This is a genomic window from Bacillus sp. AFS055030, from assembly GCF_002574545.1.
In the GTDB taxonomy this organism is placed as follows: Bacteria; Bacillota; Bacilli; order Bacillales; family Bacillaceae_G; genus Gottfriedia.
This window is the reverse complement of record NZ_NUGT01000003.1, coordinates 50,424-74,561: the sequence shown is the minus strand read 5'-3', so window position 1 is coordinate 74,561 and position 24,138 is coordinate 50,424. Positions and strand designations below refer to the sequence as shown.

The window sequence follows — 24,138 nt, the reverse complement described above, 5'->3', positions numbered from 1 at the left end:
TTTGTCATTCAAATAAATATAAAGCGGATGTCTCATTGATTAGATTTCTAACTATGAGACATCCCTTTTTATTACGATAAAAAAGGCTGCCTCAAAAGTACTAAGACTAATGAAACAACCTTTATCATCTAATCTATAAAGATCTTAATTTACATCTAGTTTATTGAATCCCTAAGTCACTCTTAATATCTGCTAAACCTTTACCTTTATATTTCTTAACTGGTTTTGGTGCATTGTTTACAGCAGTATTTTGCATTAAGAAGTTCTTTTCTACATACGCAAAGTCCTTCTCATCAACTGTCCCGTCAAAATTAATATCTGCTGAGCGTTTGTTTGTACCCCAATATGTTTCAATTGCAATTGCATCATTAATATCGATTACATTGTCTTTATTGACATCACCTGCAGTCGCAACATCAACTGCTTCTGTACCAATTGTTTTTTTAATACCATACATGAGACCGTCCATTGTATTGAACACATTGTCAAACTTACCAGATGTAGTAAAGTGCCCTGGAATATCGGTAATTACTGTGAATTCATCGCTAGTAACTGGTAATCCAGTAATGTAGAACTGCCCTCTTGTATTCATTGTTCCAGTGTATGACTTTCCTTTACTGTCTACGATCGTTACGTTTGCTCCAATTTTAGTAAAATCTACTGGAAGAAGTGTACCATCAGCTCTTTGGAAAACTTCTGGATGGATAAAGCTCGTTACAGCTGAAATATTTGGTAGAATTGCGATTGGAACGATATAAGTATAAGGTTTTGTGACAGTATGATCTACATCTGTAAGTGTAGTTGTCACATTGTAAAAGCTAGAATTTACAATATCTTTTAATTCAGGAATTTTAAATGTGACATCAACCATTGGAATATCACCAGATACATCAGATGTCCCATCAAATATTACATTTACGTCTGATTTAACTGTTGTACTAGTAGGATTTGTTGTTAATACATTTAATTGTCCGCCAAGTTTTTTAGCCGCTTGATTTAATGCAATACTTAAGATGTTTGTATCAGCTGTATTCGTTGTAAAACTATAGCCTACTTGTTTCAATTTAGCGACATTATTAGCAGTTAACGTAATTGTATTTGTCTCACCTGGTTTTGTAATCAATCGATTTGATCTTGTTTTTGCTTGTGGTTGACCGTAAACATATGGAGTTCCTTCTTTTGTGAAAATGTATTGCTTATCACCAAATGCATTCGTTGCTTGGTCACCTCCAAGGAATCTAAATGATAGGAATTGTGAGCTTGGATCCATTGCAATTTCATCTATTACAAAGCCATTTTCATCTAAATTCATTGTTCCAGTTATCCATGGGCTATTATAGTAATAAGCGATAATGTTTTGAGACTGATCAGCTTTCATACCTGCTGCTTTCATTAGGTCAACTGATTTATCATTAATTTGTGCAGTAAATGGTACCGACGTTTGATCTGCCTTATACTCTATAAATGGATTACCTTCTTTCTCACCGTCAACTTGAATATCAAACTTATTTGGCATTGTATTATCTACTAAAAAATCTTGGGCGATTGTATATGATTTACCATCATCATCATATCCAATTAATTTAATTTTGTATAAACCTTCTTTTGGTAATAGAGGCTTTTTGCTCACCGGGTTTGTTGGGTCATTTGTAAAAGGATAATACGCCCCTACAGTAGCTGCGATTTGGTACTCTGTACCTTCATCATAAGCGACACCATCGTATGAATTCATTACGCCTAAATCTTGACCTGTCACTGCATCAGTCAATACGACATCGATTGATTTCATATGTGATTTTAGTGAGAAATTAGCTAGCAAGTATGGATAAAATAATCCGTTATTTAAATTATTACGGTCAGTTGAGTACGACTGGCGTGTAAGACTCATACTTTGGAATCCTTTTTCTACATAATGTACGCCAAAAGGAATTCGATATGTTTCAGAAGGATTATCTCTGTTTGTATAAACCACATATCCCTCATAAATTCCTTTTTCAGCTGTCTTTGGAATATTTAATGTAATAGCCGTCTTCTTTTGACTAATTCCTTTTATTGTAACAAATGAAGAGGTTTGAACAGTTACTCCATTTGCTGCTGCATCCTTAGAACCACGTAGGTTTGATTGGAAATTAACTTTCACATCAAAAGTTTTCGTCTTTTCGCCTCTGTTCATTAAAGTAACTGAACGGTCGTCTGAATAATCAGTTCCATTAAATGATACATTACCGAAGCTAAGTGCCCCTGTTTCTTCATTGATTTGTTTTTCTCTTCCGTTAACAATCATTGGTGTTTTTTCTTGTACTTTAATTTCAATTGTTGAGTGGATTGCATTATATGGGTCAATTCTTCCTGCACCTTGTTCAAACACGCTATATGGTTTGCTTAAAGAATCTGCAGTATTCATTAAAATCGCTTTAATATCTGCTGGTTGCAAATTATGATTAGCTTGTTTTAATAATGCTGCAACACCGCTTGTAAATGGAGTAGCCATTGATGTACCCGACATACGTTGATATGCGTTTTTATAATCAGTTGGATTATTCGGACTGTTGATAAATCCTGGTACTGTTGATAATACACTTACACCAGGAGCTGTAATTTCCGGTTTAATATCATAAGTTAATCTTGCTGGTCCTCTTGAACTAAAATCTGCTAATGTATCGCCTTGAGTTTTCGCTTCATCTATGTCAGTAAACGTAAAGTTAACAGCTCCTGATTGTAACTTTTGTTTTAACGCAAGTCCATCTGCGTTAGATAAAGAGAACGTTGGAATGAAGTTTACACCATCGCCTAAGAATGTTGGAATTTGTCCTTCAGATGGGTTGTCATTATACATAAGAACTGCTGCAGCGCCCTGTGATTTAGCAACCGCAATTTTAGAATCTAATGTATAAGTTCCGCGACTCATTAGAACAATTTTACCTTTAACATCTTTACCCGAGTATGCTTCTCCAAGATTTACATCTACAACCGAATTCGTTACACCTTTTAATTTTGAAATGTCATCCCCAGCGCCTTTGGCCATTAAAAGTAAAGAAGCAGTTACATTATCAATCGCACCTTTTCCTCCAAGTGTCGTAATTGGAACACTGCTAGCTCCTACTGTTAATGCTAAAGCTGCTGTTCCAGGTGATCCTAGTGTATACATCTTATTTCCAGCATTACCAGCTGCAACTACTGCAGTTACTCCATTTAATACTGCATTATTAATCGCAATACTTTCCGGAATTAAAGGATTATTATAGTTAGCTCCTAATGATAGATTCATAACGTCCATTCCATCTGCAACTGCTTGATCAATACCTGCGATGATATTATCCGTTGTTCCACTTCCACCTGGTCCTAATACACGGTACACATATAAATCAGCATCGGGAGCAATACCGGTTGTTGCATCTTCACTTTCATTTTTTCCTTGCCCTACAATTGTTCCGGATACATGTGTTCCATGTTCTGTTATATAATTTGCTGCACCTGAAGTGCCTCCAGGTTTACCAGCTTTTACCCAATCATCAAGTGTTGTTTCCATCGGGTCATTATCATTACTTACAAAATCATAACCCCCTTTAAACGCTCCTTTAAGATCAGGATGATTATAATCAACACCTGTATCAAGTACAGCTACCTTTACTCCTTTTCCTGTATAGCCTTCTTGATGTAATTTATCAATTTGTAAGTAAGAACGCTCATCTGCCATTCCTTTACCTGTTGAACTTGTAGAGGAATCTTTCCCTTCAACTGGAAGCTCCGATTTCACTGTTACATCGCTATAAATCGCTTGTACAGCTGTTGATTTCATTAAATCATTTAGTTTATTTGCAGGGACTTCTAACGCTACCCCGTTAAATGCATGTTTATATTCGCGTTTGATTTTATAAACACCATCAGATTTCGATTTAAATAATGAACCTAAATCTGATTTAAACTTTACATGATCTGCATTTGCATTACTTGCTGCTTTTTCACCCGATAAAGCTTGTCCTTTTAATGCCGCTTCTATTATAGCAATCTTCTTAGGCTTCTGTTTGAAAGAAACGATTACTGAAACAGTTTCTGCACTGTTTAGATTCACTTTTGATTCAAGAAAAAGTCCTGATTGATCAGTTGTTGAAATCTTTTGTAACGCCTCTCTTTGCTGTGGAGTTAATTTAGCTAAAATGGATTCCGCAGTTGAAGCATTCTCTGCCTTTGTTACATTTGATACGTGGCCCAAAGAACCTAAAATAAAACTTGTTGATAAAGCAGCTACAGTAAGACTTTTTGCAATTTTACTTTTACTCGTTCTCTTTAACATACTCTTCCCCCATTGTAGTAAGATACACAGAAAATGATGTTAGAATAGTAGAGGAATTTTGAATCTAAAATACTATAAGTCTTTAAATTCGTTCATTCATCGCTCTTCATTTCCACTTCCTTAATCTAATTATTATAAATATTCCAAAAATACTCAATCGGGTTATATGTAGTAGATTAATCCAATGTTTACCCACTAAAACGATCTATTTCGACAATATTCGAGCGTAAAGTTTATAAACTTCTAATAACTTTATAAGTTTTTCTTATATTTTATGAATTACATCTCTCAAAAACAAAAAAACTATTTGTTAAAACCACAACCAATTCAACGATCCATCGAATGCTGCCGATCTATATTAAATACTACTATGTCATTTTGAATATATTTTAAGAAACAGTGTGCTATTCTTAAAACAGTTTAAAATTAAAAAGGGCCACCCATAAGCTAGTTACTCTAACTTATAGGACAGCCCCTTCTCCTTAAGAATTTAATTCTTCCTTTAATTTCAATATATAATCAGTTATCATACTTGAACAATGCTTTTTACTAGACATGATCCATACATATTGAAGATTGACAGCATCGTAATCTACAATATCGAGTAATATAACATCATCACTCAAATTGTAATTAACCCCATTGAAGGCAGGTACAAATGACACACCTAAGTTTTCCTCGACCGCTTTTTTTAATGTATCAGTATTAGTAGTGGTAAATAACTCATTCATTATGCCAAACTCACTATAGAAAAGTTTTTTAAACCAATGAATGAATTCCCCATCATAGGTAATCATTGTTTCATTGACGATTTGTTGCGGTGTAACAACTGTTTTTTCTGCTAATGGAGAGTTTTTATTTACCATTAATTTCATTTTTGCTTCAAATAAATTATGATAGACTAGGCGATCATCATTTTCAAGTAAATGTTTTATAAATGGTAACACGCCTATATCACTTCGTTCTTCTAAAATATCTTCAATAATATCCTGTCCAGGCTTTTGAAAAATCTCGATATTGATTTTAGGATAGTCATCTCTGATCGATGAAATTGGGTTTAAAAGGACTGCAAAAAAACCTGGTGTGGTAGATATTTTTAACTTACCAGTCACATTATTATTAATCATTTGTACTTTTTCGATAAGTTCTTGATATTTTATAAAAATCTCTTTCACATTCGTAATAATTTCTTCTCCATCACTCGTTAGAATCGCACGATTACCTCTTTTACGCTCGAACAATTTTATACCAAATTTCTTTTCGATACTAATAATCGATTGACTAATGGCAGACTGACTTACAAAAAGATTTTGTGATGCAATCGAAAAGGAACCTGTTTTGGCGACTTCGATAAGATATACTAATTTTTCGATATTCATCTTCTTCTCCTTCTATCAACGCTATTAGTATACTACAAACTATATTTTTCTATATTAGGTACTTAACATTATACAAAATGTTAGGTATAAAAAATTAAAAAGCCTGTTCTCGCGTATTGAGAACAGGCTTACATCGTGAAGACAAAGTTCTAAAAATATATTTTATCAGGGTTTACTATTCTCTAGATTGTGCTGATATAATTTGACCAATACTTATTAGCCATTCGTTAAAAAATGGAGAGTAACCTAAACAACTCTGAAGCTGTTTAGGTTACCAGTTAAATTAATTTAAACCTAATTCTACGATGATGCTGTCTAACGTTTGACCTTTATAAGTTTTCTTAGCTTTTGGATTTTGAATTGGATTTGTTGGGTTACCCATTCCAAAATTGTAGTAAACATATGCAAAGTCATTTACATCTGTTGTGCCGTCACAGTTGATGTCTGTACTACGCTTGTTTGTTCCCCAGTACGTTTGTATTTGAAGCGCATCTAGGATATCAATTACGTTGTCTTTATTAACGTCACCGCCTACTGCTGTATAAACGTCAGAACCAATATAAGCAGCAACTCCGTAATCTTCATTACCAAGGTTTCCATACGCGCCATGGAAATTAGTGTATGTTGTAAAGTGTCCAGGAACATCAAAGACAATTGCCATGTCGTCATGAGTAAGTGGTAGTCCGCTTACAAGATATTGACCGTTCTTAGCCATTGTTCCAGCGTAAGTTTTGCCGTCTTTATCTTGAACGTATGTCTTGATGCCCATTGCTGTGTAATCTCTAGTAGAGCTGTCATTGAATGTCCCATCAGCATTTAACAATCCTTGAGCATAGACATATCCACCCATTGACGAGAACTTCGGTAAGATAACAATCGTTGCCATCACACCTAAAGGTTTTGTTACAACACCATCAACATTTTTAAATTGTGGTGAACCATTAAATTTTAAGCTTGAATTTCTTTTAACCACTTGTGGTTCTTGGATTTTAAATGTTACATCAACCATTGGAATGTCTCCTGTTACTTCTTTTGTTCCGTCGAATGTAACAGTAACACTAGTATTAACATTTGTATTACTTCCAGGTGTTGTTGTAGTTGTTAATACACCACCTAACGCTTTCGCTTCAGGAGTTAATTTAAGGTCCACGATGTTTGTATCAACCGAGTCTGCAGTTAAATTATATTTAGCTTCTTTTACTTTGCTTACATTATTAGCTGTAAGCGTAACGGTTCTTGTATCTCCATAATGCGTAATCATTTGATTATATCGAGTTGGTCCTTGTGGGTTACCGTATACATAAGCATAATCATCTTGAACAAAGTAGTACACTTTTTGTGCGTTCGCATTTGTTGCTTGGTCTCCACCAACAAAGATTGTTTGAGTGAATGGTGAAGTTAATGCAATTTGGTCTGCACCATTTCCGTTTTCATCTAATTTTAGCGTTCCAGTGATTTTATTGCTGTTCCAAGAATAAGGCATTCCATTTGTACCTTGATTAATATCGATACCAACTGCTTTCATCTGATCAACCATTTGGTCATGCAAAGAGGCTGTAACTGGAATTGTTGTTTCACCTTTCTTGAATTCAACGAATGGGCTTCCTTCTTTTTCACCTGGTACTTTCACATCGAAATGATCAGGAGCTGTGTTATCAATGAATAAATCTTGTGAATTAACAAATTCTTGACCATCATCATTTACGCCAACGATTTTCAGTTTGTAATGACCTTCTCTAGGTAAAGTTCCCACTCTCTTAATAGTTTTGTGAGTGCTATCAGCATACGGATAGTAGAATCCTGAGAACGGATTGAATAAAGTTGGTTTCCCTTCTTGGAAATTCATTCCATCGAATGAATTCGCCATACCTAAATCTTCACCAGTTTTTGCATCAGAAAGAATTGAGTATAAATATCTCATATGAGAATTTAATGTTATTGTTGCATTAATAGATGGATCCATAATCATGCTTGCTAATGCATTTCGGTCATTCGTAAGCGAGTGACGAGAAAGAGTAACATTTTTAATTCCTTCTTCAACATAATGAACTCCGAACGGAACACGATATGTTTCAGATGGATTACTATGATTTGTGTACGTTACATACCCTTCATAGATTCCTTTTTCAGCTTTTTTTGGAATTGTTAAGATTGCATCCTTCGTTACTTTACCGTATGCAGGTACTTTAAATGAGTTGTCAAAGTCTACAGATACACCATTTTTCGTTGCATCTTTAGAACCTCTTGCGTCTGTTTGATATGACACTTTCACATCAAACGTTTTTGGTGTTAAACTGTTGTTCTCAATTGTTACTGCACGAGAATTTACCAAATCTTTGCCCGTATAAGCAACATTACCAAAACTTAAAGAACTTGTTATTTCTTTATAGTTTTTTAATTTTCCGTTAATTATAAGTGGTGTTTTATCTTTTACTTTGATTTCAGTCGAAGTGTGTAAGGCTTGCATTGGATCAACTCGACCTGCACCAACTTCATATACAGAGTATGTCTTGCTTAATGGATCAGCTGTATTCATTAAAAGTGCTTTGATATCTTCTGGTTGTAAGTTAGGATTAGCTCCTTTTAATAATGCCGCGACACCTGCTACAAATGGAGTTGCCATTGATGTTCCTGACATATGATCATATGCATATTTATAGTCAGATGGATTATCTGGGCTATGAATAAAGCCAGGAACAGTTGATAGTACGCTTACACCTGGAGCTGTAACTTCTGGTTTGATATCATACGTTACTCGAGATGGTCCACGAGAACTGAATGCTGCTAACTCATCACCTTTTGTTGTGATTTGAGCTAAGTCGCTAAAAGTAAATTCTGTTTTACCGCTTAAGATTTTAGATTGTAATGCAAGACCATCAGCATTTGTTAAGTTAAATGCAGGGATAAAGTCTGTACCTTCTGCTAAATAGAATGGCATATAACCAGTTGTGTCATTGTTGTAGATCAGGATTGCCGCTGCACCTTTTAATTTAGCTTGTAAGATTTTATCATTGATTGTAGTTGAACCACGAGCAACTAGAACTACTTTGCCAGTAACATCTAAGTTAGTATAGTTGTAAGATTCACCAAATCCAGGAATACGTACAATTTGATATGTCTTATTTGCTAATGATGCAATATTGTCATCGAATCCTCTTGCTAATAATTGCGTATCGAAATTTAAAGTGTCATCGTGACCTTTCATTGTTGGAATCGCTGTTGGGACATCACTTGCACCTACTGTTAATGCTAAAGCTGCATTACCAGGATTTCCTACTGTGTACATTGCATCGCCAGAGTTACCTGCTGCAACGATAGATGTTACACCGCTTAATACAGCATAGTTAAGTACCATACTTTGAGGTGTTAATGGATCATTGTAAACTGCACCTAAAGATAGGTTGATAACATCCATGCCATCTTGAACAGCTCGATCAATACCAGCGATAATCCCTTCAAACGTACCGCCACCGCCTGGGCCAAGTACACGATAAGCATAGATATCAGCGTCAGGAGCAACCCCTAGAGTCGAAAGGTTATTGTCAGCTTTTGCACGACCTGCAATTGTACCCGCTACGTGAGTTCCGTGTTCAGTGTAGTATGGATCAACACCACCATTAATAAGTGGTTTACCAGCTTTTACCCAATCAGCGTATGTTGTTTCCATTGGGTCATTGTCATTATCAACAAAGTCATAACCACCTTTGTATGCGTCTTTTAAGTCAGGGTGATTGTAGTCAATTCCTGTATCAAGGATACCGACTTTAACGCCTTTACCAGTAAACCCTTCTTTGTGAAGTTGGTCTATTTTAAGGTAAGAACGCTCAGCTGCCATTCCATGTGTGCTTCCTTCAGTATTAAGTGATTCTGACTTAGGAGACTTAGGCTCGTCTAACTGTACAGTTTGGTTACTATAGATTGCTTTAACAGCTCCTGATTGTACTAACTCTTGTAGTTTATTTGCAGGAACTTGTAATGATACCCCGTTGAATGCAGTTTTGAATTCACGTTTCACTTTGTATGTTCCGTCTGATTTTGATGTAAATGTATTTTCTAAATCAGTTTTAAATGTTGCATGGTCGTTGTCTACATCGCTTTGTGCTTTTGAAGAAGATAGGGCTTGTCCATTTACAGCCGCTTCAAGCATAGCGACTTTCTTTGGTTTGTTGTTGAACTCAACGATAACTGATACAGTTTTTGAACTATCTAAGTCCACGTCGTCCGTTAAATGAAGTCCTCGTGCATTGAACTTGTCAATGTTCTTAAGAGCTTGACGTTGTTCTGCTGTTAGATTCAATTTGCTTTCTACATTAGATTTAAGGTTTTCTACAGCACTATCTAATTTAGTTGGGCCTTGTGCAAATACATTAAGCATTTGAGTTTGTGAAAATACGAAACTAGCAGTTAGTGCGCCTACTAGCAGTTTGCTTGTTTGCTTTTTCTTCATTCTCTAGTTCTCCTCATCCATTGTTGTTTGTATTGTTTGTTTTTACTACTCTAAGCCTCTGTTAAACACAACACCCCTTTTAATTTATTTCCATAGCTGTATTTTCTTACTCTAATTTTTTTTTTTTACAATTTTTTTCTATTAATACTTCTTCCCCATTTATCCAGTTATCCCGAAAACAAAGTATAATATTTTGATAGAATTCAATCAGGTCCTATTACAAGATGTGCTCTAGATACGGATAATTTATCAAATTTCGACCCTATTCGAACTCCTTCCCCATTTGTTATATACAGTATACATAATCAGAATATTCTAATGAAATTCGAAATATTGATAACTAAATAAGAAATTCTTATACTATAAAAATCTCCTGAAATTTCTTATATACTTTTTAGTTGAGAATCCTAGCGATCTTACAATTAGCCAAGAATAGAAAAAGAGAAGTCGATAAACGACTTCTCTTTTTCTATGATTATTGTAATCCTAATTGAGTTAATACATCATCTAATGTAACGCCTTTATATGCAGTTTTTGCTTTTGGCGCACTTGATACAGTCGGATTTTTTAGTCCAAAGTTTTCAACAATATAATCCATATCCTTTTTATCAACTACTTTATCAAAGTTAAAGTCTGCAGTTGCTTTATTAGTACCCCAATATGTTTGTACTGCTAATGCATCTAGAATATCGATCACATTATCTTTGTTTACATCTCCTGCTGCTGCGATTGGTAAATTAAAGGCAATTCTTTTTCCTACTACTTCACCACGTACATTATTGGATAATACAACTTGTTTGTTCATAGTGAAATGACCTGGTACATCAACAGTTAATGTATAAGGAGTTACGTCGGCTTTTAGACCTTCAATGATATACTGACCACTCTTGTTTAAACTTGAAGGAGTAGCAGTTGTTTTGCCGTCATAAGAAGTAACGGTTACATTTGCTCCAACTTTACTTAGATTCATAGCGTAAATAGGTTGACCTGAGGAATCCATTGCCCCTTCTACTTGTACTGTCCCTTCTAATCTTGAATACGTTGGTTTATATTTGATACTTTCCATGTATGAGTAGACATTATTAGTCTCTACATTTGATTGATCAATTGTTGAAGCTGTCATTGTAAACCAATTAAATGCAGATCCTCCATAAAGTCCATCTGTAAACTTTTTAGCCGTTTTAAGGTCGAAATTAAATAATTGTAAGTCTTCTGGTAATGTTTTGTCACCTAAATAAGTAAATGTAATTGTATAGTTCGTATTAGACGGATCTGTTTGAACAGCCGCTACAGAAACTTGCGCATCACCATACTGCTTAACTGCATCATTCACTACTACATTCTCAATTGAAGCAAGGTTTGGATCAACTGGTATTGTAATTTTAGATGTTTTTAAGTTTTTAACATTATTTGAACGAACACTATAATTGACTGTGTCTCCATTTGATACGATTTGTTTATTTGCCTTTAAATAGTAATAAGGTAAATTGTGATCCACAAAAACAACTCTTAACATATTAAATGCATTTCCTATAGTGTTTCTTGCATAATCCATTCCATAAAACTGTACTTGTAAAGGTGCCGCTTGTTTTCTAACGACAAGTTTATCAGAGTAATTTCCATTTTTATCTGTATAAATTGGTGCTTTTGGCCATGAACTATTAAAAAATGTAACAACTGAATTGTTTGATTGATCGACTGGAAGACCTAGCTTACTTGCTTCTTCTGTTTCAGAATCATTTAAGTTAATGTTAAAGTCATATAAAAATTGTCCATTTGAATCAAATTGACTGTCATTCGTTTCAATTACTTTTTGATCTAATGAATCAAAGCTAGAAGTCATCGTTGGTGCACCTTGGTCATAAATGAACTCAGAAGATTTTGTAAATGTTTTACCATGTTCATTTGATCCAACCATCTTTATTTTATATCGTCCTGGTTGTGCAAATTCTGGTTGATAACTAATCGGATTCTTAGAGTCACCAGTAAATGGATAATATGTTCCTGTAAATCCTTTTGTAACATAATAAGTTTGGTTTTCATTCAATAATATTGGACTTAATGATCCTAATAATCCTAAGTCTTCACCTGTAATCGCATTTTGTAAAATAACATCCAATGTTTTCATATGTGATTTTAATGAAAATGTAAATGATTCAAAAGGCCATGCATTTTCCGGCCATGCTGTATCAGTTGAAAACATTGGTAAGGCGTCAACTGAATCAATGCCTTCATTTATTACACGTCCACCAAATGGAATTTGATATGTTTCAGTTGCATCTTTAGTGTTCGTGAAAGTGATATACCCTTCATATGTTCCTTTATTTGCTGTTTTTGGAATGTTTAATTTAAATTTGATTGATTTTTGGCCAATTCCATTTAATTTTACAGATGTAGGTCCTGTTAGCGTTACATTATTTTTAGCTGCATCTAAAGAACCTCTTAATCCAGTTTGGAATTTCACATCTACACTAAATGTTTTTGCTTTCTCACTACGGTTCTTTAATGTAACTGTACGTGAATCAGCGATATCTTGATCATCAAATCCAAATGAACCAAAGCTCATTCCACCAGTTAATTCTTGAATTGATTTTTGCTGTCCATTAATAATCGTAGGTGTCTTGTCTACTACCTCTAATTCTACATTTGAGTGAATGGCTTCAAAAGCATCTACTCGGCCACTTCCTGCTTCAAATACACTATATGCTTTTGAAAGTGGGTCTGCTGTATTCATTAGAATTGATTTAATATCTTCTGGTTTTAAATCTTTATTTGATTGAAGTAATAAAGCAGACACACCAGCTACATAAGGTGTTGCCATTGAAGTTCCAGATAATCTTTCATATGCATATTTATAATCTTCTGGTTTTGATCCATCAACGTTTTTATCGTTTACATAGAATGGTACTGTTGAAAGAATTGAGACGCCAGGTGCAGTTACTTCAGGTTTAATATCGTAATTTACTCGAGATGGTCCTCTTGAACTAAATTGTGCTAATTCGTCTGAAGCTGTCTTAAGTTTTGTAAAATCGCCAAAGCTGAAATCTGTTTTACCAGCTTTAATTGCAGCTAAAATTGTATTACCATCGCCATTTGAAACAGAGAATGCAGGAATCGCATCAACTGATTCACCAAGGAATGATTGTATCGCACCTTCTTCTTTATTCGTTTCATCGTTATACATTAAAACGCCAGCTGCACCAGCTGCTTTTGCATTTTTTATTTTATCAATTAATGCAATTGAACCACGTTTAATGAATGCAATCTTTCCGTTTAAGTCTTTTCCGTTAAAGTCTGCTGGATTGGCTAGACCAACATCAACAAGCTGATACGTTTTGCCCTTTAATGTTGTTAAATCATCTTTATAATTTCTTGCTAATTGTCTTAAAGAATAGTTTTTACCATCTTGAACTCCTGCATATTGATAGATATCAAGTGCAATAGATGATGCACCAACTGTTAAAGCTAAAGCTGCTGTACCAGGTGAACCAACTGTATACATTTGATCCCCACTATTACCTGCTGCAACAACTGTCGTTACTCCACTTAGAACTGCGTTGTTTACTGCAATTGAAGTCGCATATAGTGGGTCATTTAACGTTGCACCTAATGACATATTAATAACATTCATGCCGTCTTTTACTGCTCTGTCAATTCCGGCAAGAATTGCATCAGTCGTCCCGCTACCATATGGACCAAGTACCTTATATGAATAAATATCTGATTCGGGAGCCGCTCCAACAGTTTTATATTCACTATTCGCTTTTCCACGACCGCCAATAATTCCCGCTACATGTGTACCATGCTCTGTATAGTACGCACTGCCACTTAGAATTTCTGCTTGGCCGGACTTTTTCCAATCTTCGTATGTTGTTTCCATTGGATCATTATCATTGTTTACGAAATCATATCCACCTTTATATGCATCTTTCAAATCTGGGTGGTTATAGTCAATCCCTGTATCTAATATTCCTATTTTAATTCCTTTTCCAGTCAAGCCTTCTGCATGTAATCGATCTAAAGCGTCATAAGGTGTATAGTTTCCAACATTCGCTTCATCTGCTTTTAACTGACTGGTTTCCTTTGGAGGATCAATTGAAAAAGTTTGGTTACTCCAAACTGTTTTTACAGCTTTTGATTTTAATAAGTTTTTAATTTGGTTAGCTGGTAGACTCATTGAAACACCATTGAAGGCATTTTTATATGAGCGATTAATCGTATAATCTACTTTTTTAGTTTTGCCACTTTCTAATACTTGACCAACATCTTCAGCAAATGTCTCATGATCTTGATCGACTAATTTTGCTGCTTCTTTTTCAGTTAAAGATTTACCTTCTACGCTTGCTTCAATTTGAGCAACTTTTGCTGGCTTATTAGCAAACTCGACAATGACATTTGTTTGATCTGTAGAATTTAAATTAATATCTGAAGAAATTTGAAGACCAGTTTGTTCACTAGTCGAAAGCTGTTCAAGTGCTGCTCTTTGCTCTGAAGTTAGTTTTGCTAAAATATCTTCAACCTTTTTGGGGCTTGCTGCTTTTGTTGTATTCGATACTTCTCCAAGTGAACCCAATATGAAGCTCGATGTTAAAGCTAAAACGGTAAAGCTTTTTAAAAACTTCTTCTCTGTCTTTTTCCCCATTTTTCTTCCTCCTAAAAATTTACAACAAGGTAGATTTCTACATTGAAGTACAAAAATAAACTTACTTTGACAAAACATTTGTTTATTTCCCAAAAAATAAACAAACAATTTGTCATTTATTTAAATTCATTATTGTGAATTTCCACTCTTTTATCAATTGGGTTATAGCGCCCCTTTAACACTGGTTCTATAGAATAAATCGAACGAGTTTCGACAAAAATCTTGTCCAATGTTTATAAACATTGGACAAGATTTTACTATTTTTAATAAATATCAATTTCCTAGATCATAAAAAAAGTCTTTAGACAACGAATAATCGTTATCTAAAGACTTTTAACTTAACACCTTGTTCATCAATTTAAAACTTTGATCTACCTCAATGGCTTTTTTATAGTCCTTTTTCTCCACATAGTGTTTATATAAAATCTTTCCATATTGTACAAAAAACGAAGCATTATTAGTTGCTATAAGCTGTGGAACAACTACTTCTGCTAAAAACTCAAAATATTGTTTTTGATTTTTTTTACATTTCAGTGCTAATAAATTATATAGATTATAATAAATTTGGCATTGTTTTTTTGCTAATTTCGTACCTATTTCGATATTTTCTAAAATACTCTGTTTATTTAGTAACTTTCCATCTAGGCATGCTTCGGTAAAATGATACAAATGTCTTAAATACTGTGTAGACGATTTGTCAGTTAGTAAAAATGCTTGTTCATAATATCTGACAGCCTCGTCATAAATTCCTCTTTTATAAAACTCTTCTCCTAGATTAAATAAAATAGTTATTTTACTTTCTTGTGCACCTAAAATCATACAATTATGAATTAAATCCTTATAGTTTTCTACTAGATTTAAAAAATCAATTTCACTTTTGCTATCGAATTGCATTAGCATTAAGATTTGAGCATTCATAGCACTCACGTAATTATATGTTCGATTAAAGAATTGAAGTGCTTTTTTTGCATAAGTAAATGCTGATATTTTTGCTTTTGCATAATGGTACGCTTGAGCTAAATGATAGTAATATTCTTCATTATTATAATCTACTATGTCAATTTGTTTTAAAAGATTTACAGCAGTCTGACTTTCTTCACCTTGGGTAGTTCTAAATGTACTTATACAATATATTCCTTTAATGTGCAGAAGAAGGTTTTTTTCATAATTAGATAATTTTGGAAGCTCCTTTTCTACATATTCGATTATATTTTTCGCTTCCTTAACCATATTTTTGTACAAATAATATCTCCCAGTTAACAGCATATAATTTACTGCATGTTTAGAAGCCATAATAAACGGATTTTGATCTAATACTAATTTAATGCCTTCTATCAGTACTGATCTTTGCATAATGATTGCTTGACTCCAATCATTTAATTGGTTTTCAATTAGACAAAAAGATTCGATTTCTTTGTTAATATCAATTTCTAGTTTTTTAGCTAATTTGTCTATAATTTCAGGAGATAATGTAACTTTTCCACTTTCAAATCGACTAATATACGCTTTACCACAAATGCCTTCACCTAAGTTAGACTGGCTAATTCCTTTTTTCTCTCGATAATATTTGATGATTTCCCCAACTAACATATTTAGCCTCCTCTATAATAGGCAACGATAAAATTGAACAAAAAGTATCATTTATTGTAAATTTTTATAAATATAAGAAAGCACTTGATAAATCGAATGTTTTGATTCAACATTAGAACGTATTATTTTTCAATTACATATGATTCAAGCGAAAAAATAGAATAATACTATTAGTTAAACACAATTCTATATTTGCAAAATGATTAAGTAAATTTACATTTTTTAAATATAACTTCACGATTTGTAATATAAAAACTGAAATAAAATTCTATCTTAGTAAAGTTTTAGTTCATGTATGAAAGCTAAAGGTGGTCAATGTAATGCATATAGAAAAACTAGAGATTTTAGTAGAAGTCGCTAACACGGGGTCGATTTCAATCGCTGCAGAAAATCTTCATATAAGTCAGTCTGGTATAAGTCAAGCGATTACAAAAATAGAAGAAGAGCTAGGAATAAAAATCTTCAATCGATCTAGATTAGGCGCAAGATTAACAGTAGATGGAGTACAAATCGTGGAAAAATCAAAAGAAGTACTCTTAAAATACGCAGAATTAAAAGAAATAGCTCAGAAAAATAAAGATTCCCAACTCAGTGAACTTAAAGTTTCAATGGTACCCGCTTTTATTAATTACTTATTACCTCCGTTAGTTGATTTTAAAAACCAACATTCAAATTTGCATATAGACATATTAGAAAACACAACAGAGCGTACAATTGAAATTGTAAAAAAAAATCAAGCGAATATAGGAATCATCTGTCTTTACGAAGGCATTAAGAAAGAATTAGAAGAATTTCATTACGAAGGATTAATAGATGGAAAGATGAAAGTATATGCAAAAAAAGATTCCCCTTTTGCCATTTCGAAAAAAATAACTCCAGAAGAAATAATTCAGCAAAAATTCGTTCTTTATAACGGTGATTACATAAGATGGTTTACAAATAACTTCCAACAAGATATAGGAAAATTAAATATTTTATTTTCATCCAACCATCTTGAAGAGTTATTACGAGCAATTTTAAATGGCAGTGCTATAACATGGGGACCAAATTTTTCATTAAAAAATCATCCATATTTATCGAATGGTGAACTAGTTGAAATCGATCTCGTAGATTATGATTCTGTGAACTCAGAGCTTGGGGTAATCACCTCAAAAAAGAAAATTTTATCAAAAGTTGAAAAACAATTTATCAATTTCATGAGAAATGAAATCATATCATCTTAATAAAAAAGGCTACATTTCAATATCGAAATGAGCCTTTTTATTTTATCAAAATAGCATTTGTTTTAAGATACATTTGTGAACTAACGGATTAATACAATTTACTCTATATAAAATCATTCATTATTATTCGATTGTTCTTTTTCCTTCTTTCTTCTTAAGAAAACAATTAAACAAATGATCCCAATTAAAAGGATTAATCCTCCTCCGATATAATACCAGAAATAATTATTTTTTATTTCAACTGCTTTATTATTTAAATCAGTTTCTTCTTTGCCAATCGTAAATAGCTCATCCCATTCCCATATTTGGGTTCCGATGATTGCTTTCATCTTTAATCGGTAAGTTCCGGATTCAATAGGTTGGTTATTTAAATCGATTGCGTAATCAAAATTTGAATTAGGTGCCATACTCATCTCAGTTTTTTTCGAACTATATAAAACTTTATTGGAACCTTTTTTAAAGATTTGCGCATCTATACTCATATCCTTCACAATAGAAGATTCGCTATTTTGGATTGTCGCTGCAATTGTTGTACGATAATTTACTAATGTAGGTTTTATGTCAAGTAAATGTAAATTCGGCTCGACTTCATTACTGTTTTCCGATAATTTGATTCCAACCACATAAGCATACTCATTTTTTATATTAATGCTCTCGTTTTCAGAACTTTTTTTTGTTTCATCAATCTTTTTCTTAAAGTGAGCTGCACCTAAAATAACTCCATTATATTCATCTTTTGGCATTGTAATTGAAAAAGATACTACTTTTGATTTACCTGCTGGAATAACAACTTCTTTTTGAGGTTCTGATACTAAGTTAGTTAAGGGGTACTTTAGTGATTTATCTGCATTTTTACTATTCGATTCAGAGTAATCGATTAATCCATTATTATTGGTCGTTGCAAAAGTAATATTCGCTTCGATTGTTTCTTCTTTTTTACTATTATTAAAGACCTCAATTTTAAAATCCTGTTTTTGTCCTGGAGACATTTTTAAATCAAAATAAGATTTCATATGATCAATTTGATTTGTTGGAATGATTGCTTTTACGGAAAAATCGATAGTATTCTCTGCCCTTACAGATAGAGGGATGAACGATAAAGTTAACAAAATAGCAGATAAAATTAGCAATAATTTTTGACGTTTAAGTTCCATTTTTATATTCCCCCTTTAGAATGAATACTTTTATATCATTTTTACTATCAAACAGTTAAAAAAGGTTCAATAAGAAGACCATCCCATTAAATCTTATTTTTCAAAATAACTACTATAAACCAGGAGCATCCGTTAATGTCCACGTGATAGTTGCCTCATGATTACCGATCGTTGCCGAGCCTGCTGGTATCGTCAAAGTGACATTATCATTTAACGCTCCATCATTCACTTCTGGATTTGGCCCGAGCCAACGAGTTACCCATGTCCCAAAACCATTACCTACAGATGCGGCAACAACAGGTGATGCTGTGCTTCCGTCTGTTTTTAAAACAATTGACTCTGTTGCTACAGGAGCTCCACTTGTACTTAATGAAATAACGGAGCCATTTTTAAATGTAATGATTGCACCAGGTAGAGAATCTTCTGTTCCATTTGTAAATTTACTTGCTCTAGCAGTTACTGACCATCCTTCCCCAGTACCACGGCGATCTGACACTTGAATAAATGGCTTTTTAGATTTAGCCGAATAGACTTCTGTTTTATTTGAAATCTCATTTACACCGAAGTCAACTGATGAAACATAATCTAATGTTAATGAACCAGCATTCCCTGTTGGCAGATCTGTTGGATTTGTAGGATCTGATGGTTCTAATGGATCAATCGGATTTATAGGATCAACAGGTGCAACCGGACCTGTTCCAGCAACAAATGTTATAGAAGACTTTGAATTCCCTACAGATGATACCTCCGCAAAAGTTGAGTGAGCAACTCCAACTAATGATGACATTCCAATTACACTAACAAGCACGACTTTAGTAAATTTCATTTCACTCTACTCCTTCATAAAATTTTTTTGTTCAACGATGTCATTATATCGCTGTAGTAAAATGATTCCCATGATGTTTTTTACCTTTGATTTAGGTAAAAATAATAACTTATCATCCAAAAAAATTCACATTTATAGCTAAAAATCGCATGAAAAGGTGTTTTTCAATAGATAAAATAAACTTTCACTGCATTAAGAGGGAAGTTTAAAAGAAATAATAGTAATAAATTAGACATAATTTATGGAGATTTTTTATGGATAAATCAACAAAGCGGAAATTACAAATAATCGATATTTTAAGTAAAGAAGATAAGTGGTTTAAAACTGAAGAATTAGCTAACGAGTTACTTTGTACCGAAAAAACAATCCGAAATGATCTACAGGCAATTAACACTCACCTGCCTAAAGGATGGCAAATTGATACAATAAAAGGTAAAGGGATTTATATTAATAAACCGATTTCTTCATCAATTAATCAAATTCGTTCACTTTATGTAAAAAATTCATTGAAATTTCAAGCTATTATGCTAATACAATTTACTCAAATTAAAAGTATTGCAGAATTAGCAAACGCGCTTTATATACAACAACCTGCAGTCTATCCAATACTTGACCGCGTTGAGGAATTATTGAAGGCCTACCATTTAACTTTAAAACGTGGGCCGCTCGAAATCGTCGGAAGAGAATTTGAAATTCGGCTTTTGTGTGGAGATATTCTAGATGCTTTATCCGCCAATTCGAATGATCAAGAATGGCCAATTGAAGCATTCTCATTTCAAGATATTAAAAAAATTGTACTAGATACTACTGAAAAATTTAGATTATTCCTATATCCTTCTACAGCAAATAAGTACGTTTATTTATTAGGGACAATGTTATATCGAATCGATAAAACAATGCAACTTGAATTAGCTGATCAATCGATAAATAAAATTTTAGAATCAAAATATTTTAAAATTGCGAATGAAATTTGTAATCATTTAGAACATCAATATAAACATCATATTTCAATGAATGAACGCATTGCGTTCTCGTTATTAATATCCACTCTTCCCTATTACAGTTTTGACAACATGGAAAAAAACGAATTTCTTTATTTATATCGAAATCAAAAATCAAAGTATTATAAGGAACTCTATCACCTAGTAGAACTATTAAAGGAAGAAACAGGTTTATTGTTAAATGAGGACGAGGAGTTTCTTTACACATTACATGACCAATTCCAAAGATACTCATTCATTTTATACTCAATCGATAAAAAAGAACCATCCTATTCAATGGACCGATATGTTAAAAATCAGTATTCAGACCTATATAAAAAGGTATCAAAAGCATTACAAATCTGGACGAAAAAATATTCTTACCCTGAAATTACTAGAGATAAAATTGCGAAAGTAGCATTAAATGTTCAAGCTTCTAAAATTAACTTATCATCAACAAGGAAGAAAGTTTTATTATTAACAAGTAATGGTCCAGGCGTTCATCGTTATATTGAAACGAAATTAATTTCTGCCTTTGATCATAAAATTGATTTTCTTCTTCCTAAATTAGGTGAGTTTGAATCAACAATTATAAATGAATTAAACATTGATTTTATTATTTCTGATTTCTTACTTGAAGGAGAAATCATTCATCCAGTCATTACAATTGAACCGGTTCTTACGCAAAGAGATATTGATCAAATCTCAAATTTCTTAAATTCGAACTAAGGCAAAAAAATTAAAAATTGCTCCTTACATTACTGGTACTTTTTTCCTTTTAATCAATCGAAAATATAAAAGAGGCTGTCTAAAAAGTCGGTGAATAAGACATTTTGAGGCAGTTTTTTTCAATTCTTTATTTTTTGAGGTTTTTTACAAAAATGGAGTTTTTTGGAGAGAAATATCCGACTATTATTTTGTTTTTAGAAGTGGATTTCCACTTTTTTAGGTTATAGGCAACACAAATTAGACCCCAATCCGTGGTATTTTGGATAGGCTCGTTTCAATGTCTGTTTCATGTTCTACATCTATCTTTTTGGATCACTTTTTCGATTCCTAACACAATCTGTTGGAATTTTTCATCGATTTTTGATCATATTTTTCTGTTGATTTACGCTAATGATATGTTTTTCAATTTAAAGTTTGGGATTTCGCAACATTATTTCGTAAATATTCTAATTTAAAATGATACAGTTATCTAAAGAAGGGGGGATCTATTGATTGCTTTTAAAAATTAAAAAAATTGCATTATCTTTTAAACTGTCGAAGAAAAAAATATTCAAAAATAAAAATTGCTTGCAAAGATTTAGGTTATTTAAAATAAATGTCCTATACTTATCAAACTAAAAGGTGGAAAATATGATAACTTCGAAAAATTTATGGATAATAGTTGGAATTAGTATGATTTTTATTATTCCAGTAGTAATAGGAGTCATTATGTATTTTAGCAATTAAGTAATTGAACTACTCCTCCTGAACACCCTCGATGTCTTTTCGTTGAACCTGATTTTCGATTGAGACTTGGATCGTTTTCATTTCTTTTCCTTTGGTACATGACTAGCTTAGGGTTTTCGTTTCCACAATAAAAGATGCCCCAAAAAGTTAATACGTTTGAGACATCCTCTTTTAGAGATTAAACATTAAAAAGTAGGTAAGTTACTTAAATTATTTGTAGGATCACCGTCAGGATAAGAACGGAGTGTTTTATGTGGATTATCTCCACGAGTTAGACCTGTGTTCACATCTTCAATTTGTTCAAGCTCTGCCATTGCTATGGCTTGCTCAATCCCAACTATTTCACCATTTTGGAATTTTACATCTGTAATATCACCATCGCCATTTTTTCGTACTGCGACGATATGTAATTTATTAGGATCATCTTGATGTTCAGGATGTCCGACACCGCGATTTTGAAATGACATACCAACACACCTCCATTTAGTAGACACAAAAATAGTATGGCGGGATGAAAATATGTTTATCCTTCCAAATTATGACAGACTTAATATTGTAAAACATTTCACAATTTATACACAGACAAATTTGCACAAACAATTTACGATAAGTATGTAATCATTAATCTAAACAACTTTCGAAAGAAGGGAAAAATATGACTACTGTTTTAGGAATGACAAGAGAAGGCAGATTAATTCACAAAATTGGTGATGGTTATTACCGATATACAAAATTAAACAAAGACGAACTAAAAACATTGAATTTACTTGTTAATGAAGGTATGGCAACTGTCGTTAAAAAAGGAATTGGTTATGCAGCTCTTGTTAAACTGACTGAACAAGGTAAAATTATAAATCACGAATGCTAACTTTAATTGATTAGAATAAAAGAATAAATAAAACCATGAAAAGTCTGAACTGTTTAAGCCCCCCATTTTTATACCCCTTTAAAAGCTGAGATAACAATACTCCTTAAAGGGGTATTGTTTTAATGAAAAACTATGTTTTTTGATACATTCCTTGGTGAATCATTTGTTTATTCAAATGGCATAATAGAATGTATAACGCTCATGATTGACACCATTTATTCGCCTACTAATCCATCACCATCTCGATCATCCATATATTTATAGAGCCATGAATCGCGCGTAATTGGCATTTTAAAGCCAGCAGCTTTGGCTTCGGCGATTGTAACTCTTCCATTATGGTTGGTATCCACTTTACTAATATCTTCATTACTATTTTTCGCTTTGTTTGCAGGTACATTGTCTGTTTTCTTTGGCGTACTGCTCGCATTTGTCGTTTTCCCTAAACTTTTATTTACTTCATCTGGGTTTACATTGTCAAATTCATCTGTAATGGATCTGCCATGAATTTTGTATGTGAATTTATAATGGTTTGGAATTTGCGTGTGTGTATTTGGATATTGAATCACTGCTACGAAATCTGTACAACCTCCTGCATCTCGAATCACTTTTTCCATATAGGCTTGATCACCATGCCTATTGAGATTGCTGTTTTGAGGAGTAATATTATATGCGTTTGATACTCCACCAAGCGAGTCTGCAATCACATGCCCTTGATCCAAGATCGGACTCTCTGTACCAGGAACATTTGCTTCATCAGCGTAATATCTACCTGATGATAAAACATGTTCAGTTTTCGAATTTTGAAGTGTTATCTTTTTCGCTTCAACACGTATTAGCTGACCGTATTCATTTGTATACGCCCAATATTCCCGTTTTCCAAATCCAACATCTACTTTGACATTCGGCTGTCTATGTCCTGATAGATCCCCGCCGTTTACTACAATTAAGGTATATTTGCTGTAATCAAATCCACCCGTTGTACCTGTTGCCTTTGAGGTGCTAGATGCAGGAACACTTTTGTTTGGTCCACTATCACTCGTTGGTTTTTCTTTGTCATTACTCTTTTTCGTTTCAACAGTCTTAGAATCCGTGCTTGTTGTGGTTTCCACTTTTTTTGACGATGTCTGTTCAGTGATTTCTCCACAACCCACAGATACAGATAGTAGAATCACAGTAAATAAACTCAAAAATATTCTTTTGTTCACACTTCTGCACACCTTTCTCATGTTTCTCCTCTAGAAAAATCATATTTAAACGATAACAAATTTTGATCTTTTCTT

The 24,138-nt window shown here is 33.2% G+C and carries 12 protein-coding genes; 3 read left to right on the top strand and 9 right to left on the bottom strand.

Going from position 1 to position 24,138, the window contains the following annotated elements; all coding sequences use genetic code 11:
- Positions 1-160: 160 nt before the first annotated feature.
- The 5 genes from CN925_RS01000 to CN925_RS00980 form a co-directional block, all read right to left on the bottom strand.
- Positions 161-4,294, bottom strand: a complete 4,134-nt coding sequence (locus CN925_RS01000; RefSeq protein ID WP_098843903.1) for a S8 family serine peptidase — start codon at positions 4,292-4,294, stop codon at positions 161-163.
- Positions 4,295-4,776: 482 nt separating this feature from the next.
- Positions 4,777-5,673, bottom strand: a complete 897-nt coding sequence (locus CN925_RS00995) for a LysR family transcriptional regulator (RefSeq protein WP_098843902.1) — start codon at positions 5,671-5,673, stop codon at positions 4,777-4,779.
- Between the two features lie 283 nt (positions 5,674-5,956).
- Positions 5,957-10,120, bottom strand: a complete 4,164-nt coding sequence (locus CN925_RS00990; RefSeq protein ID WP_098843901.1) for a S8 family serine peptidase — start codon at positions 10,118-10,120, stop codon at positions 5,957-5,959.
- A gap of 475 nt (positions 10,121-10,595) precedes the next feature.
- Complete coding sequence (locus CN925_RS00985) at positions 10,596-14,762, bottom strand: S8 family serine peptidase (protein WP_098843900.1); 4,167 nt, start codon at positions 14,760-14,762, stop codon at positions 10,596-10,598.
- Between the two features lie 333 nt (positions 14,763-15,095).
- A complete protein-coding gene (locus CN925_RS00980; protein WP_098843899.1) occupies positions 15,096-16,352 on the bottom strand; it encodes a helix-turn-helix domain-containing protein in 1,257 nt (418 codons plus the stop codon).
- A 320-nt stretch (positions 16,353-16,672) separates the two neighbouring features.
- Here CN925_RS00980 and CN925_RS00975 point away from each other — a divergent pair, with 320 nt between their 5' ends.
- Positions 16,673-17,575, top strand: a complete 903-nt coding sequence (locus tag CN925_RS00975) for a LysR family transcriptional regulator (protein WP_098843898.1) — start codon at positions 16,673-16,675, stop codon at positions 17,573-17,575.
- Between the two features lie 113 nt (positions 17,576-17,688).
- On the opposite strand, the gene CN925_RS00970 is transcribed toward CN925_RS00975, so the two are convergent.
- Complete coding sequence (locus tag CN925_RS00970; protein WP_098843897.1) at positions 17,689-18,729, bottom strand: WxLIP family cell surface protein; 1,041 nt, start codon at positions 18,727-18,729, stop codon at positions 17,689-17,691.
- Positions 18,730-18,841: 112 nt separating this feature from the next.
- Positions 18,842-19,555 carry a WxL domain-containing protein gene (locus tag CN925_RS00965; protein WP_098843896.1) on the bottom strand — a complete coding sequence of 238 codons (714 nt, stop codon included), beginning with the start codon at positions 19,553-19,555 and terminating at the stop codon, positions 18,842-18,844.
- Positions 19,556-19,809: 254 nt separating this feature from the next.
- Between CN925_RS00965 and CN925_RS00960 the strand changes: the two genes are divergently transcribed.
- Positions 19,810-21,264 carry a BglG family transcription antiterminator gene (locus CN925_RS00960; RefSeq protein ID WP_098843895.1) on the top strand — a complete coding sequence of 485 codons (1,455 nt, stop codon included), beginning with the start codon at positions 19,810-19,812 and terminating at the stop codon, positions 21,262-21,264.
- A gap of 911 nt (positions 21,265-22,175) precedes the next feature.
- On the opposite strand, the gene CN925_RS00955 is transcribed toward CN925_RS00960, so the two are convergent.
- On the bottom strand, positions 22,176-22,457 hold the full coding sequence (locus CN925_RS00955; protein ID WP_098843894.1) for a DUF3892 domain-containing protein: 282 nt from the start codon (positions 22,455-22,457) through the stop codon (positions 22,176-22,178).
- Positions 22,458-22,645: 188 nt separating this feature from the next.
- On the opposite strand from CN925_RS00955, the gene CN925_RS00950 reads away from it, so the two are divergent.
- Positions 22,646-22,858 carry a hypothetical protein gene (locus tag CN925_RS00950; protein WP_098843893.1) on the top strand — a complete coding sequence of 71 codons (213 nt, stop codon included), beginning with the start codon at positions 22,646-22,648 and terminating at the stop codon, positions 22,856-22,858.
- Positions 22,859-23,073: 215 nt separating this feature from the next.
- Here the strand turns inward: CN925_RS00950 and CN925_RS00945 are convergent, their stop codons facing one another.
- Positions 23,074-24,084 (bottom strand): DNA/RNA non-specific endonuclease, encoded by a 1,011-nt coding sequence (locus CN925_RS00945; RefSeq protein WP_098843892.1) that lies wholly within the window; start codon positions 24,082-24,084, stop codon positions 23,074-23,076.
- Between the last annotated feature and the right edge of the window lie 54 nt (positions 24,085-24,138).

Coding starts and splice junctions, on each gene's coding strand:
- CN925_RS01000 (WP_098843903.1), bottom strand. CDS start 4,294: ATGTTAAAGAGAACGAGTAAAAGTAAAATTGCAAAAAGTCTTACTGTA.
- CN925_RS00995 (WP_098843902.1), bottom strand. CDS start 5,673: ATGAATATCGAAAAATTAGTATATCTTATCGAAGTCGCCAAAACAGGT.
- CN925_RS00990 (WP_098843901.1), bottom strand. CDS start 10,120: ATGAAGAAAAAGCAAACAAGCAAACTGCTAGTAGGCGCACTAACTGCT.
- CN925_RS00985 (WP_098843900.1), bottom strand. CDS start 14,762: ATGGGGAAAAAGACAGAGAAGAAGTTTTTAAAAAGCTTTACCGTTTTA.
- CN925_RS00980 (WP_098843899.1), bottom strand. CDS start 16,352: ATGTTAGTTGGGGAAATCATCAAATATTATCGAGAGAAAAAAGGAATT.
- CN925_RS00975 (WP_098843898.1), top strand. CDS start 16,673: ATGCATATAGAAAAACTAGAGATTTTAGTAGAAGTCGCTAACACGGGG.
- CN925_RS00970 (WP_098843897.1), bottom strand. CDS start 18,729: ATGGAACTTAAACGTCAAAAATTATTGCTAATTTTATCTGCTATTTTG.
- CN925_RS00965 (WP_098843896.1), bottom strand. CDS start 19,555: ATGAAATTTACTAAAGTCGTGCTTGTTAGTGTAATTGGAATGTCATCA.
- CN925_RS00960 (WP_098843895.1), top strand. CDS start 19,810: ATGGATAAATCAACAAAGCGGAAATTACAAATAATCGATATTTTAAGT.
- CN925_RS00955 (WP_098843894.1), bottom strand. CDS start 22,457: ATGTCATTTCAAAATCGCGGTGTCGGACATCCTGAACATCAAGATGAT.
- CN925_RS00950 (WP_098843893.1), top strand. CDS start 22,646: ATGACTACTGTTTTAGGAATGACAAGAGAAGGCAGATTAATTCACAAA.
- CN925_RS00945 (WP_098843892.1), bottom strand. CDS start 24,084: ATGAGAAAGGTGTGCAGAAGTGTGAACAAAAGAATATTTTTGAGTTTA.